This is a genomic window from Streptomyces sp. NBC_00525 (assembly GCF_036346595.1).
Classification (GTDB): Bacteria; Actinomycetota; Actinomycetes; order Streptomycetales; family Streptomycetaceae; genus Streptomyces.
On record NZ_CP107834.1, the window covers coordinates 194,184 to 209,314 of the forward strand.

General features: G+C 75.8%; 4 protein-coding genes. All 4 read left to right on the plus strand.

Translation table 11 applies throughout. From position 1 onward, the window contains the following. Positions 1-60: 60 nt before the first annotated feature. The 4 genes from OG710_RS00885 to OG710_RS00900 all read left to right on the plus strand — a co-directional run bounded on the left by OG710_RS00885 (position 61) and on the right by OG710_RS00900 (position 15,122). On the plus strand, positions 61-1,644 hold the full coding sequence (locus tag OG710_RS00885) for a PfaD family polyunsaturated fatty acid/polyketide biosynthesis protein (protein WP_443064211.1): 1,584 nt from the start codon (positions 61-63) through the stop codon (positions 1,642-1,644). Positions 1,645-1,685: 41 nt separating this feature from the next. Continuing rightward, on the plus strand, positions 1,686-7,601 hold the full coding sequence (locus OG710_RS00890; protein WP_330237624.1) for an SDR family NAD(P)-dependent oxidoreductase: 5,916 nt from the start codon (positions 1,686-1,688) through the stop codon (positions 7,599-7,601). 61 nt (positions 7,602-7,662) lie between these two features. Beyond that, the gene (locus tag OG710_RS00895) at positions 7,663-14,256 is read left to right on the plus strand and encodes a beta-ketoacyl synthase N-terminal-like domain-containing protein (protein ID WP_330237625.1); all 6,594 of its coding nucleotides are present in this window, start codon (positions 7,663-7,665) and stop codon (positions 14,254-14,256) included. Between the two features lie 32 nt (positions 14,257-14,288). Further along, entirely contained in the window at positions 14,289-15,122 is an 834-nt protein-coding gene (locus OG710_RS00900; protein ID WP_330237626.1) for an SDR family oxidoreductase, read from the plus strand. The last annotated feature ends 9 nt before the right edge of the window (positions 15,123-15,131 follow it).

A 15,131-nucleotide genomic window follows, 5' to 3' on the forward strand; every position in this document is an offset into this window, starting at 1 on the left:
CCCGGTCCCCTTCTCACCGGCCGGCCCCGCCCGTTCCGCCCGTCCCGTTGGAGCCTCCTCGTGTCCGTCCTCACCGCCTCCGGGTCCTCCATGGTGTCCCCGGACGCCTTCTCCCCCGACGCCATCGCCGCCTGCGCGCGGCACATCCGCGAGCCAGTCCATCTGGTCGCGGGACCGGACGGCCGGGAGCTGGGGCTCGTGCGGGGGCCGGTGCCGTCCGGCCGGGTGCTGGGGACCCTGCCGCCGCTGTATCCGGAGTGGCTGGGCGGCCGCACCTTCTGCGAGGCGCACGGGGTGCGCTTCCCGTACGTGGCCGGGGAGATGGCGAACGGGATCGCGACGACGGCGATGGTGGCGGCGATGGCCCGTGCGGAGATGCTGGGCTTCTTCGGCGCGGGCGGTCTGGGGTACGCCCAGGTGGAGCGGGCCGTGGACACGCTCGTCCGGGAACTGGGCGAGCGGCGCAACTGGGGGGTCAACCTCATCCACTCGCCGGCCGAGCCGGAGCTGGAGTCACGGGTGGCCGGACTGCTGGTGCGCCGCAATGTGCCGTGTGTGTCCGCATCGGCGTACATGGAGCTGACGCCGGCCGTCGTGTGGTGTGCGGCGCGGGGGCTGCGCCGGGGCCCGGACGGCGAGGTGGTCCGGCGTACCCGGATGCTGGCGAAGGTGTCCCGGCCGGAGGTGGCGGAACGGTTCCTGTCGCCCGCCCCGGCCGCGCTGCTGGACGCCCTGGTGGCGGGCGGCAGGCTGACCCGCGAGGAGGCGGACCTGGCGGCGCTGGTGCCGGTGGCCGAGGACGTCACCGTGGAGGCGGACAGCGGCGGGCACACCGACAACCGGCCGCTGCCGGTCCTGCTGCCGAGGATCGCGGCGCTGCGCGACACGCTCTGTGCCCGGTTCGGCTACCGGCGGCCGGTCAGGATCGGCGCGGCGGGCGGGCTGGGGACGCCGGACGCGGTGGCCGCCGCGTTCGCGCTCGGCGCGTCGTACGTGGTCGTGGGCTCGGTGAACCAGACCGCCGTCGAGGCGGGTCTGTCGGACGAGGCCAAGGCGATGCTGTGCGAGGCGGACATCGCGGATGTGGCGATGGCCCCGGCGGCCGACATGTTCGAGCTGGGTGTGAAGTTGCAGGTGCTGTCGCGCGGGACGATGTTCGCGCGGCGGGCCGGGCGGCTCTACGCCGCGTACCGGGCGCACGGCTCGCTGGAGGAGATCCCGGACGAGGTCCGGGCCACGCTCGAACGCGATGTGCTGCACGCCTCGTTCGACGAGGTGTGGCGGCGTACCCGGGCGTTCTGGGAGCGGCGCGACCCTGCCGAGATCGGCCGGGCCGAGGCGGACCCCAAGCACCGGATGGCGCTGGTGTTCCGCTGGTACCTGGGCAGTTCGAGCCGCTGGGCGATCGAGGGCGAGACGTCGCGGCGGGCGGACTACCAGATCTGGTGCGGGCCCGCGATGGGCTCGTTCAACCGGTGGGTGGCCGGTACTCCGCTGGCCGATCCCGCGCACCGGGACGTCGTGACGATCGCCCTCAGCCTCTTGGAGGGCGCGGCCGTGCTGACTCGCGCCCATCAACTGCGCGCCCATGGCGTGCCGTTGCCGCCGGAGGCGTTCACCTATGTGCCCGGTGGGCCGGCGTGAGCGGCCCGGACGTCCGCCGGCGGACCTTCGCAGGAGAGACCGTGCCCGCCTCCTCCCCGCTCGGCCGCCATCCCGTCGCCGTGGTCGGGGTGGGCGCGCTGGTGCCCGGCGCGTCGGACGCGGCCGGCTACTGGCGGATCGTGTCCGGGGGCCGGGACCTGATCACCGAGGTGCCCGCGTCCCGCTGGCGGGTGGAGGACCACTACGACCCGGACCCGGCGGCCCCCGACAGGACGTATGCCCGCCGGGGCGCCTTCCTGCCGGAGGTCGACTTCGATCCGATGGCGTACGGGGTGCCGCCCACCGCCCTGTCCTCGACGGACAGTGCGCAGCTGCTCGCCCTGATGGTCGCCGACCAGGTGCTGGCGGACGCGGGGGGCCGGGCGCGCACGGCCGGCGACCGTACGGGGGTGGTGCTCGGGGCGGCGGCCCTGGAGCTGCTTCCGCACATGTACGGGCGCACGCACCGCCCCGTGTGGCTCGCCGCGCTCCGCGAGAGCGGGCTGACGGAGGAGGCGGCGCAGGCGGTGTGCGACCGGATCTCGGACCGGTTCGAGCCCTGGCGGGAGTCGTCGTTCCCCGGGCTGCTGGGCAATGTGGTCGCGGGCCGGATCGCCAACCGGTTCGACCTGCACGGCATCAACCACACCACCGACGCGGCGTGTGCCAGTTCGCTGGCCGCCCTGTCCACGGCGGTCGGGGAGCTGGCGCTGGGCCGGGCGGATCTGGTGATCAGCGGGGGCGTGGACACGGGCAACGACATCGGCATGTTCCTCTGCTTCTCCAAGACGCCCGCGCTGTCCCCGACCGGGGACTGCCGGCCGTTCGCCGCCGACGCGGACGGCACGATGCTGGGCGAGGCCGTCGTCATGTACGCCTTGAAGCGGCTGGCCGACGCGGAGCGCGACGGCGACCGTGTGCACGCGGTGATCCGGGGCATCGGCAGTGCGTCGGACGGCCGGGGCGGCGCGATCTACGCCCCGATGCCGACGGGCCAGGCGCGGGCGCTGCGCCGCGCGTACGAGGACGCCGGCTACGGGCCGGAGACGGTGGAGCTGGTCGAGGCGCACGGGACCGGGACCAAGGCCGGTGACACGGCCGAACTGGCGTCCCTGAGCGAGGTGTTCGGGGCTTCGGGCCGGGGCGACGGGCAGTGGTGCGCGGTCGGTTCGGTCAAGTCGCAGATCGGTCACACCAAGTGCGCCGCCGGTGCGGCCGGGCTCCTGAAGGCGGTCATGGCGCTGCGCCACCAGGTGCTGCCGCCGACCGTGAAGGTGGCGCGCCCCAACCCGGCGGCCGCGCTGCCGGACGGCCCGTTCTATGTGAACACCGAGACGCGCCCCTGGGTGCGGCCGCCCGGCCATCCGCGCCGGGCTTCGGTGTCGAGCTTCGGGTTCGGCGGCAGCAACTTCCACGTCACGCTGGAGGAGTACGTGCCCTCCGGCGCCGGTGGCCGGCCGGCCCCGCGCCATCGTGCGGTCCCGAGCGAACTCGTCCTGTTCGGCGGCGAGTCCCCCGCGTCCCTGGCGCCGCCTCCGGCGGACGGGAGCCGTTCGCTCGCCGCCCTGGCCCGCGAGAGCCAGCTGTCCTTCTCCCCCACCGCCGCGGTGCGCCTGGCGATCGTCGCCACCGGTGAACAGGATCTGCGGGAGAAGTTCGACCGGGCGCTGGCCATGATCGAGCGGCGCCCGGACGCCGCGTTCACCGCCCCGTCCGGGGTGCGGTACGCCTGCGGGGAGCCGGAGACCGGCCGCATCGCCTTCCTGTTCCCCGGCCAGGGCGCGCAGTACGTCGGCATGGGCGCCGGTGCCGCGATGCTGTCGCCCGCCGCGCAGGCGGTGTGGGACCGGCTGGGCGGCGCCTCCTTCGAGGGCCGGGCGCTGCACCGGGTGGTGTTCCCGCCACCGGCCTTCACGGATGGGGAGCGCGCGGCCCGGCGGGCGCTGCTGGACGCCACCGAGTGGGCGCAGCCCGCGCTCGCGGTGCAGTCGCTGGCCCTGCTGGCGGTGGTGCGGGAGCTGGGGCTGCGCCCGGACTGCGTGGCCGGGCACAGTTTCGGCGAGCTGGTGGCGCTGCACTGCGCGGGTGCGCTGGACGCCGGGGCGCTGGTGGATCTGGCGCGGCGGCGCGGCGAGCTGATGCGGGACGTGCCGGGTGCGCCGGGCGCGATGCTGGCGGTGGCTGCGGACCGGGACCGGGTGGCGGCGGTGCTGGCCGCCGGGGCGTACGGGGACGTCTGGCCCGCCAACCACAACGCGCCCCGGCAGGTGGTGCTCTCCGGTACGGCGGAGGCGGTGGCCCGAGCGGAGCGGGGGTTCGCGGACGCAGGCGTGGACACCAGGCGGCTGGCCGCGTCGACCGCCTTCCACAGCCCCCTCGTCGCCCCGGCCACCGAGCCGTTCGCGGCCCGTCTGCGCACGGTGGCGCTGTCGGCGCCCGGTATCGAGGTGTACGGCAACGCCGACGCGGCCCCGTACCCCTCGGACGTCGAGGAGGTACGCCGCCGGATCGCCGGCCATCTCGCCTCGCCGGTCCTCTTCCAGGAGCAGATCGAGGCCATGTACGCGGCCGGGGTGCGGACGTTCGTCGAGATCGGCGCGGGCAACACGCTGACGGTGCTGACCGGCCGCATTCTCGGCGGCCGCCCGCACACCGCGGTGTCCCTGGACGGACCCCGTACCGGGGTGGACGGCCTGCACGCGGCGCTCGGCGAACTCGCCGTACACGGTGTCCCCCTGGACCTCGGCGCTCTCTGGGCGCCGTACGAGTCGCCCGAAACCCCAGCGAAGGAGCGCGAGCCCCGAATGACGGTGAAGATCAGCGGAGGCAACGACCGCGGACATCTGCCCCCGCCCCGCACCGAGGCCGCCGCCCCGCCCGGTGATCCGGTACTCCGGCCGTCGCCCCCGTACGTACCCGAGCCCGAACCCCAGGCGGTCCCGATGTCGTCGTATGCCCTGCCCCCGCAAGCCGTTCGTCCCGCAGGCGCTCCCCCGCCCGGCGGTGATCTGTACGCGGCCGTCGATCAGGTGCACCGGCAGACGGCGGAGACCCACGCGGCCTGCCAGCAGATGCTGGTGGACAGCCATCTGGCCTTCCTCCGCATGACCGAGACCAGCATGGCCGCGCTGCTCGGCGGGGAGGCGGTCACCGCCCCGGCCGCCCCGGCGCCGCTGCCGGTCCCCCGCCCCGCGCCGCCGGTGCACGCGGCGGAGGTGGGCGCGGCGGAGGTGGGCGCGCCCGCGCCCGCCCCGGCCCCGGAACCCGTGGCTGTGCCTGTGGCACCGGCGCCCGTCGAACCCGCCGTGTCCGCGCCGGCTGCCCCGCCCGCAGCCGATGCGCCGCCCGTGCCCCTGTCGGCGGCGGAGCTGGAGGCACTGCTCCTGTCGGTGGTGGCCCGGCTGACCGGCTATCCGGCCGAAATGATCGACATGGACATGGAGTTGGAGGCCGATCTGGGGGTCGACTCGATCAAGCGGGTCGAGATCCTGTCCGCCGTACGGCGCGAGGTGGGCGACCTGGCGACGGGCGACGTGGGACGTCTGGGGCGGCTGCGCACGCTGCGCGAGATCGTCGACACGATGGCGGCCGGCGCCGGGCCCGCGGAGGCGCCGGGGCCGTCCGCCGGGGACTCGGGCGTGCCGGAGGGTGCCGGGTTTCCCGGACCGGACGCGAGTCCCCGCGAGGAGGACGTGACGCTGACGCGGCTGGTGCCCGTTGCCGTGGAGTCGCCGGCGTCCGGCCCGGCCACGGCAGGACTGCTGGACGGGCCCGTCGTGGTGACCGGCGACGGGCCGCGCGGGGCCGGGTTGTCCGCTCTGGTGGCCCGGAGGCTCGCGGAGCACGGCGTGGACGCCACCGCGCCGGCCGATGTGCCGTCCGGGGCGCGGGCCGTCGTCCACCTCGGCGCCCTCACCGCCGCCGACGGGCCGGACGGGGCGCGGGAGGTCCTGTTGTCGGCGCTGCGCGCGGCGCGCACGGTGGCGGCGCGGGCGTCCGAGGGCGAGGCCCTGTTCGTGGCCGTGCAGGACACCGGGGGCGACTTCGGCCTCGGGGGCCGGGCGCCGGACCGTGCCTGGCTGGGCGGGGTCGCCGGGCTGGTGCGTACGGCGGCCAAGGAGTGGCCGGGCGGCTCGTGCCGGGTGATCGACTGCGAGTGGGGCGGCCGGGACGACGCGGCGGTCGCCGACGCGGTCGTACGGGAACTCCTCGAAGGCGGGGCCGACCGCGAGGCCGGTCTGCGGGCCGACGGTTCGCGCGTCGTCCCGCGTCTGGAGCCCCGCTCCGTGACGGCCTCCGGCGGCGGCAGGATCACCTCCGCTTCGGTGATCGTGGCCACGGGTGGGGCGCGCGGGGTGACCGCCGCCGCGCTGCTGGACCTGGCAAGGGCCCACCGTCCCCGGATCGTGCTCGTGGGCAGGACCGATCCGGCCGTCGAGCCCGCGGGGCTCGGCGCGGCGCTCGACGAGCCGTCACTCACCCGGCTGCTCGCCGAACGCGCCGGGGCGGCCGGTACGGACGCCTCGCCGGTGCGGATCGCGGCGCGGGCCCGGGAGATCCTGGCCGCCCGCGAGGTGCGGGCGACGCTGGCGGCCCTGGAGGCGGCCGGTTCCCCGGTCCGCTACGTCCGGGTGGACGCCCGCGACGGCGACGCCCTCGCCGACGCCCTGCGCGATGTCCGCGAGGCATGGGGTCCGGTGACCGGCATCGTGCACGGCGCCGGGGTCCTCGCGGACCGGCGGATCGCCGACAAGAGCGACGAGCAGGCCGTGTCGGTGCTGTCCACGAAGGTGGACGGGCTGCGGGCGCTGCTGGCGGCCACGGCGGACGACCCCCTGGACACGATCGTCCTGTTCTCGTCGGTGGCCGCCGTGTTCGGCAATCCGGGACAGTGCGACTACGCCATGGCCAACGAGGTGCTGCATCAGGTGGCGTCGGCCGAGCAGGCCCGCCGCCCCGACTGCCTCGTCCGGTGTGTGGCCTGGGGGCCCTGGCAGGGCGGGATGGTCACGCCGTCCCTCGCCGCGCATTTCGACCGGGCCGGGGTCGCGCTGATCCCGCTCGGCCGGGGCGCCGCCGCCTTCACGGCGGAGCTGGCGGGCCCGGCCGGTGAACCGCGGGTCGTCCTGGTGGCCGGGGAGGACCCGGCGGCGATGGCGCCGGACGCCGGACCGGTCAGGGCGCAGGTTCCGGTCCGCTCCGGCACGCTGCCGCAGCTGGTGGACCACGCGCCCGCCGATGTGCCGGTGCTTCCGGTGGCCCTGGCGCTGAACTGGCTGGCCGGGGCGGGTGCGGCGTGGCTGCCGGCGGCCGGTCCGCTCGTCGTGCGGGAGCTGCGCGTGTACCGGACGTGTGCCCTGCCGGAGCTGGCGGGGTCGGGCCATCTGCTGACGGTGCTCGCCGGGCGGGGGGCGCCCGGCTCGCCCTCGGGCCTGGACGCCGAACTGCGGGGCGAGGACGGTACGGCGTACTACAGGGCGGTGCTGGAGGCCGGGGACGGCATGGCGGCTCCGGACGTCTGGGAGACGCCCGAGGCCCTGAAACCGCTCGGCACGGCCGGCCCGTACGAGGGCACGGCGCTGTTCCACGGCCCCCGGTTCCAGGCCCTGCGCACGGTCGGCGGTGTCTCGGAGCACGGTGCCGAGGCGGTCGTCGCGGGGCTGCGTGCGCTGGACTGGCCGGGTGAGCGGTGGGCGCTCGACGCGGCCGCCGCGGACGGTGCTCTTCAACTCGCCCTGCTCTGGGCGCAGGAGGTGCTGGGGGCGCGGACGCTGCCGATGGCGGTCGCCGAGTGCCGGGTGCACCGGCGCGGCCCGGTGGACGGTGAGGTGCGGTGCGTGGTGCGCGGGCGGAAGGCGCATGACACGGGGGCGCGCTGTGACGCGGCGCTGATCGATCCGGACGGGCGGGTGCTGCTGGAGCTGATCGGTGTGGAGTTGGTCCGCCGCCCGTCCTGACGCCACCACCCGCTTCTGATGTCGGCCGCCCCCGCTTCCCTCCGCCTGAGTGAGTGCCCGTATGGATTTCGAACCGATCGCCGTCGTCGGCCGGGGCTGTGTGCTGCCCGGTGCGCTGGACCCGGACACGTTCTGGGCGAACATCGCGGCGGGGCGTACCAGTCTGTCGCCCGCCCCGGCGGGGCGTTGGCGGGTGCCGCGCCGCTGGGTCATGGGCTCGGTGGACGACCGCGCCGACCGCACCTGGACCGAGGTCGCCGGTTACGTCGAAGGGTTCGAGTCGGTCTTCGACCCGAGCGGTTTCGCGGTCGGGCCGCAGGAGATCGGCGGCCTGGACCCGCTGTTCCACTGGGTGCTGTACGGGGCGCGTCAGGCACTCACCGAGGCGGGCCGCTCCGGTCCGCTGCGGCGCGGGGGGCTGGTGCTGGGGAACCTGTCGTATCCGACGCAGACCGGGGCCGCCTTCGCCGAGCACGTATGGCTGTCGCGGCAGCGGCCGGATCTCCGTGACGCGCTGCTGCGCGGCGTGCGCCGGACGCGCCCCGACGCCCGCAACCGCTTCTCCTCCGGGCTGCCGGCGGTGCTCGCGGCGCGGGCGCTGGGGCTCGGTGCGGGAGCATGGTCGCTGGACGCGGCCTGTGCGTCCTCGCTGTACGCGGTGAAGCTGGCGTGCGACCGGCTGCACGACGGCACGGCGGATGTGATGGTGGCCGGTGCGGTCAGCCGGCCCGATCCCCTCTATCTGCACGTGGGGTTCTGCGCGTTGTCCGCGACCAGCCGTACGGGGTGCTCCCGCCCGCTGCGGCAGGACGCGGACGGGCTGGTGCACGGCGAGGGCGCCGGGTTCGTCGCGCTGATGCGGCTGGCGGACGCCAGGGCCGCCGGTGTCCCGGTGTTCGGTGTGATCCGGGGTGCGGGGCTCTCCAACGACGGGCGCGGCGCCGGGCTGGTCAGCCCGTCCGAGGAGGGCCAGGTGCGGGCCATGCGCCTGGCGTACGAGGGGGCGGGGGTCGCGCCCGAGTCGGTGGGGCTGGTCGAGTGCCATGCGACGGGGACACCGGTCGGTGACGCCGTGGAGGCGCGGGCCATGGCCGCGGTCTTCGGGGCCGGTGGCGATGTGCCGATCGGCTCGGTGAAGGCCAATGTGGGGCATCTGCTGGCCTCGGCGGGTATGACCGGGCTACTCAAGGTGCTGGGCGCGCTCGGTGCCGGGGTGCGTCCGGCGACGCCGGGGGCGGGGCGGCCGCTGGAGCTGCTGTCGGGTACGCCGTTGCGGGTGCTGACGGAGCCGGAGGAGTGGACGGGGGCGCGGCGGGCGGCGGTGAGCGCGTTCGGCTTCGGCGGGACCAACGCCCATCTGATCGTGGACCATCCCGATGTGCCGGTCCGGCCGGGTGCGTCCCGGCCGGCGGTGCCCGGGCCCGCACGCGCGCCGGATGCCGGGGCGAAAGCCGCGCCGGATGCCGGGGCGGAGGCCGGGTCGGCCGCCGCGCGGGGCCGGGCGCCGGTCGCGGTCGTCGCGGTCGGGGCGCGGGTGGGCGACGGGGCGTCCACCGGGGATCTGCGGCGGGCGCTCCTGGACGGCGAACGGCGGGGCCCGGCCTCGGAGTTCGCCGTGGAGCTGGCGGACCTGTGCTTTCCGCCGCTGGCCCTGGAGCGGACCGTGCGCCATCAGCTGCTGGTGCTGGAGGCCGCCCGCGAGGCCGCGCGGACGGTACGGCTCCCCCGTGAGCGGACCATGGTGGTCATCGGGATGGGCGTGGACCCCGAGGTGGCACGGTCGGGGGCACGTTGGCGGGTTCCGCACTGGCTGGAGGAGGCCGGGCCGGACGCGGCCGTGCCGGTGGACCGGGCGCGGGACGCTTTCGGCCCGCCGATGACGGCGGAGGAGGTGGTGGGGAGCATGCCCAACCTGGCCGCGAACCGCATCAGCACCCAACTCGACCTGGGCGGTGCGAGCTTCACGGTGTCGGCGGAGGAGGCGTCCGGGCCGGTCGGGCTGGAGCCGGCGGTGCGGGCGCTGCGGGCGGGTGAGGCGGACGCCGCGCTCGTCGGCGCCGCCGATGTGTCCTGCGAGGCGGTTCACCGGGCCGCGCTGCGGGAGCTGGGGTGCGGGAGCGAGCCGGGGGACGCGGCCGTCGTCCTCGTCCTCAAGCTCCTGGACGCGGCGCGCGAGGACGGTGACGAGGTCGTCGCCGTGCTCGACGAGGAGGGCGACGACGAGCCCGAACTGGTCGTCGGTGACGGCCCCGACGCGATGTTCGACCCGTCCGCCGCCTTCGGGCGCGCCCACGCGGCGTCCGGGCTGGTGTCGGTCGCCGTCGCCGCGCTCGCCCTCCAGCACCGGGCGGTGCCCCGCCCGGACGGCCCCGCCGACACCGGGGCCGTCCCCCGCACCGCGCGGGTCGTGGTGGAGCCGCTGGAGGGCCCGCCCGTGCGGGTGCGGCTGCGCGCCGGGGACGCCCGGCCGTGGCTGCGCGGGCCCGCACCCGCGCTGCAGGTGTTCTCGGGTGCGGATCGCCGGGAGGTGCTGGCCGCTCTGGACGCCGGTGCGCCCGGCGGTGACGGCCCGGCGAAGCTGGCGTTCGTGACGGACGGCGGCGGGGTCGACGCGGAGTCGCGGGCGGCGGCCCGCCGCTGGCTGACCGGGAGCGGGCCGCGTCCGGCCGGGGTGCGGTTCCGGGACCGGCCGGTCGGCGGGGAAACCGCGTTCGTCTACACCAACGGCTCGGCCGCGTACGAGGGCATGGGCCGCGAGCTGATGTCGGCGCTGCCCTCGCTCGGCGAGACGGTACGGGACACCCATCACGGCCTCGGTACGCGCCTGCGGACGGGGCCGCGCCACGGGGTCCTGGAGCAGATCTGGCGCGCGGCCGAACTGGCGGCCGCGCACACGGTGTTCAGCCGCGAGGTGCTCGGGCTGCGCCCGGATGCCGCGCTCGGGTACTCCTCCGGCGAGTCCACGGCGCTGGTCGCGCTGGGGGCCTGGCCGGACGCCGCCGGACTGTACGAGGCGACCCGCGACAGCGGCCTGTTCAGCACCGAACTCACCGGCGAGCTCCGCGCGGTCCGCCGCTACTGGCGGCGGCACGGTATCGACGGGTCGCGGTGGTCGAGCCATATCGTCGGGGCGGACGCGGACACCGTCCGTGCGGCCCTCGCCGGGGAACCCGCCGTGCATCTGATGGCGGTGAACGCGCCGGGCGTGTGCGTCATCGGCGGCGAGTCGCGGGCATGCGCCGCCGTCGTGGCCCGGCTGGGCGCGGAGTTCGCCGCCGAGCTGGACTACGACCTGGCGGCCCACGCGCCGGAGCTGGCGGAGGTCCGCGAGGTGTGGCGCGCGGCCCATCTGCGGCCCACCGTGCCGGTGCCGGGCCTGCGGTTCTACAGCGGGGCGACCGGGCAGGCGTACCTGCCGACCGCCGAACGGGCTGCCGACGCGGTCACGGCCCAGGGCATGGGCATGATCGACTTCGCGGCGATGGTGGAGCAGGCGTGGGCGGACGGCGTCCGCGTCTTCGTCGAGCACGGGCCGCGCAGGCTGTGCACGGGGTGGATCAAGCGGGTTCTCGGCGACCGGGAGCATGTGGCCGTGGCCCTGGACTCCCCGCAGGACACCGGGCTGCGGCAGCTGTGCCTCGCGGTGGCCGAACTCGTCGTCGCGGGGGTGCCGGTGCGGGCGGAGGAGTTGCTGAGCCGGCTGGGGGCCGCCGCGACGGAGCCGCCGACCGCGGCGCCCGCCGTCACCGTACGGCCGTTGCCTCCGCCGCGGTTGCCCGAGGCCCCCATGGTCCTGCCGCGGGCGCCCCGGCTGGCTCCGGTGCGGCCGGCGGGACCCGCGCCACGGGGCGGCCCCTCTCGCGTACCGGAGGGACGGCGTCCGGCCGTCCTGCCCGGAGCGACGGGCGGGGCGGCGGCGGGCGGGGTCGCGGTGGGCGAGGACGCTCGGGTCGCCGCCGCCCGGCTGGGGGCGCGGGCGGCGAGCCTGCACCAGGAGGTGATGGCCCGCCACACGGAGGCCCACCAGCGCTTCCTACGGCTGTCGGCGTCGACGGTGACGGCGCTGACGCGCAGCGGTGAGCCCGCACCGGACCGGGCGCCCGTGCCCGCGCCGGCACCCGTACCGCAGAGCGCCCCGCAGCCCGTTCCCGTTCCCCCGGGGCCCGTCAGGCCCGGTCCCACGTTCGACCGGGCGCAGCTCGAATACCTCGCCACGCAGAATGTCTCCGTCCTGTTCGGGCCGCTGTTCGCCGAGCAGGACCGGTACGCGGTGCAGACCCGGATGCCCAGTCCGCCGATGCTGTTCGCCGACCGGGTCACCGGGATCGACGCGGTGGCCGGGGCGCTGGCCATGCCGGGGCCGGTGCGTACGGACGGCACGATCTGGACGGAGACCGATGTCCGGCGGGACAGCTGGTATCTGGATGCCACCGGCCGGATGCCGTCCGGCATCCTGATCGAGGCCGGCCAGGCCGACCTGCTCCTGCTGAGCTGGCTGGGGGTCGATCTCCTCAACCGGGGCGAGCGCGCCTACCGGCTGCTCGGCTGCGAGGTGACGTTCCACGGTGCCCCGCCGACGATCGGCGACACGCTGCGGTTCGAGATCCGTATCGACGGCCACGCCGAGGCGGACGGTGTGCGGCTCGCCTTCTTCCACCACGACTGCTACGTGAACGGTGAGTTGCGGCTCAGTGTGCGCGACGGCCGGGCCGGATTCTTCACGCCCGCCGAACTCGCCGGCAGCGGCGGTGTCCGGTGGAATCCGGCGGACCATCCGCCGCAGGACGACGGTCTGCCGCTCGATCCGCCGGCGGTCCGCTGCACGCGGCGCCGATTCGGCCCGGAGGCGCTGCGGGCGCTGGCGGAGGGCAGGCCCGCGTACTGCTTCGGTCCCGGCTGGGAGGCGACCGCCGCGCACGTCCGTTCGCCGCGCCTCGACGGGGAGCGGCTGCGGCTGCTGGACGAGGTGAGCGAGTTCGACCCGGCGGGCGGCCCGTGGGGGCGGGGCTATCTGCGTGCCGAGACCGCGCTGAGCCCGGACGACTGGTTCTTCGCCGGGCACTTCCACAACGACCCGTGCATGCCGGGCACCCTGATGCTCCAGGGCGGCTTCCAGGCGATGGCGTTCTATCTGACCGCGATGGGGTACACCGTGGCGCGGGACGGCTGGCGTTTCGAGCCCGTCACCGGGCGGCCCTACCGGGCGATGTGCCGGGGCCAGGCGACGCCGGAGGGCCGGCGGGTCGTCTACGAGGTCTTCGTACGGGGTGTGTCGGCCGGTCCGGAGCCCACCCTCTACGCCGATGTGCTGGGTTCCGTGGACGGGATGAAGGCGTTCCTCGGGCGGAACGTGGCCCTGCGGCTCGTGCCGGACTGGCCGCTGACGCAGTGGCGGCACACGGGTCCGCCCGCCGTAGGGACCGCCCCCGGCACACCGGCGCTCCCCCGCCCCACCGACCCCCGTCACGGCCAGGAGCAGCGGGTGGCCGTGGCAGCCGACGGCTTCCGGTTCGACTACGACTCGCTGCTGGCGTGCGCGTGGGGGCGGCCGAGCGAGGCGTTCGGCGCGATGTACGAGCCGTTCGACGGCACCCGTGGCGTGGCGCGGCTGCCCGGTCCTCCGTACCACTTCATGAGCCGGATCGTCTCGGTGGACGGGCCGCAGGGCGGGATGCGGGAGGGCAGTCGCGTCGTCGCGGAGTACGACGTACCCGAGGACGCCTGGTACTTCGCGGAGAGCGGCGGCGGCACCATGCCGTTCGCCGTGCTCATGGAGACCGCGCTGCAGCCGTGCGGCTGGCTCGCCTCGTACGTCGGGAGTGCGCTGACCAGCGACGTGGACCTGCTGTTCCGCAATCTCGACGGGAAGGGCACGGTCACCGGCGAGGTGACCCCGGCCACGCGCACCGTGCGCACATGCGCCGAGCTGACGCGGATCGCCCGCAGCGGTGACATGGTCATCGAGACGTTCCGGCTGTCGTGCACGGCGGACGGCGTGCGGGTGTTCGCCCTGGAGACGGTCTTCGGGTTCTTCCCCCGGTCGGCCTTCGACGGCCGGCAGGGCGTCCCGGTCCCGGCGGACGGCCGCGCCCGGCTCGCCGAGCCCTGCGACCGCACCGTCGATCTGACGGCCCTGCCGGACCGCTACGGCGCGGGGCGGTTGCGGCTGCCCGGGCCCATGCTGCTGATGCTGGACCGGGTCACCGGCTACTGGCCGGACGGCGGGAGCGCGGGACTCGGCCGGCTGCGTTCGGAGAAGGACGTCCGCGCGGACGACTGGTTCTTCCGGGCACACTTCTTCCAGGACCCGGTGCAGCCGGGTTCGCTGGGCGTGGAGGCGATGTGTCAACTCCTCCAGTTCCACCTGCTGGAGAGCGGTGCGGGGGCCGGCATGCCGAATGCGCGGTTCGAGCCGGTGCTGCCGGACCGTGAGACGTCGTGGACGTACCGGGGGCAGATCACCCCGGCCCACCGGCTCATCCGGGTGGACTTGGACATCGTGGAGAGCGGTCGGGACGCACGCGGCCCGTACGCGGTGGCGGACGCGACCCTGTGGGGCGACGACACCTGCATCTACCGCGTACGCGGACTGGGCATGCGGGTGGTGCCGGATTCCTTGACCTCAAGTCCGCTTGACTTCCTAGCGTCTTCCTGAGTCAGCCGCCCGACGACAGGGAGTACCCGCACATGATCCTCGTGACCGGAGCCACCGGAAACATCGGACGCCCGCTGCTGACGGAGTTGCGCTCCTGCGGCGCGGGCCCGCTGCGGGGGCTCACCCGTGACGTCTCACGAGCCGGTTTCCCCGAGGGGGTCGAGGCCGTGGAGGGCGACCTCGCGGTGCCGGAGTCGCTGGAGGCCGCCCTGTCCGGGGTCCGCGCGCTCTTTCTGCCGTCGCGGGTGGGCCCGGACGCCGACGTCCTCGCGGCGGCGCGGCGGGCCGGGGTGGAGCATGTGGTGCTGGTGTCGTCCATCACCGTCCTGACCCACCCGCACCTGGGCCCGGCCGCCGAGAACCAGGAGGTCGAACGCCTGCTCAAGGACAGCGGGATGGCGTGGACGATCCTGCGGCCGACCCAGTTCGCGTCGAACGCCCTGATGTGGGCCGCGACGATCAGGGCCGGCGACACGGTCCGTGCCCCGTTCCCGGACACCGGGCTGCCCACCATCCATCCCGCCGACATCGCGTCGGTGGTCCGTGCCGCCCTGACCGAGCCGGGCCACCGGGGGCGGACCTACCCTCTGACCGGCCCGGAGCCGGTGTCCGCCCGGCAGCAGGCGGCGGCCGTCGCGGCGGCCCTCGGGCGCGAGGTGCCGTTCGCCGGAGCGAGCCGGCAGGAGGCCCGGGCGCCGCTGGCCGCCGTGTTCGGTGAGGCGGCGGCGGACGCGGTGCTGGACGTCATGGGCGGCGACGTCAACGACGAACTGCTGGCGGTGCGCGACACGGTCGAGCGGGTCACCGGCGCGCCGGGCAGGCCGTTTCGGCAGTGGGCCGCGGAGAACGCGGCCGCGTTCCGCTGAGCGTTCCCG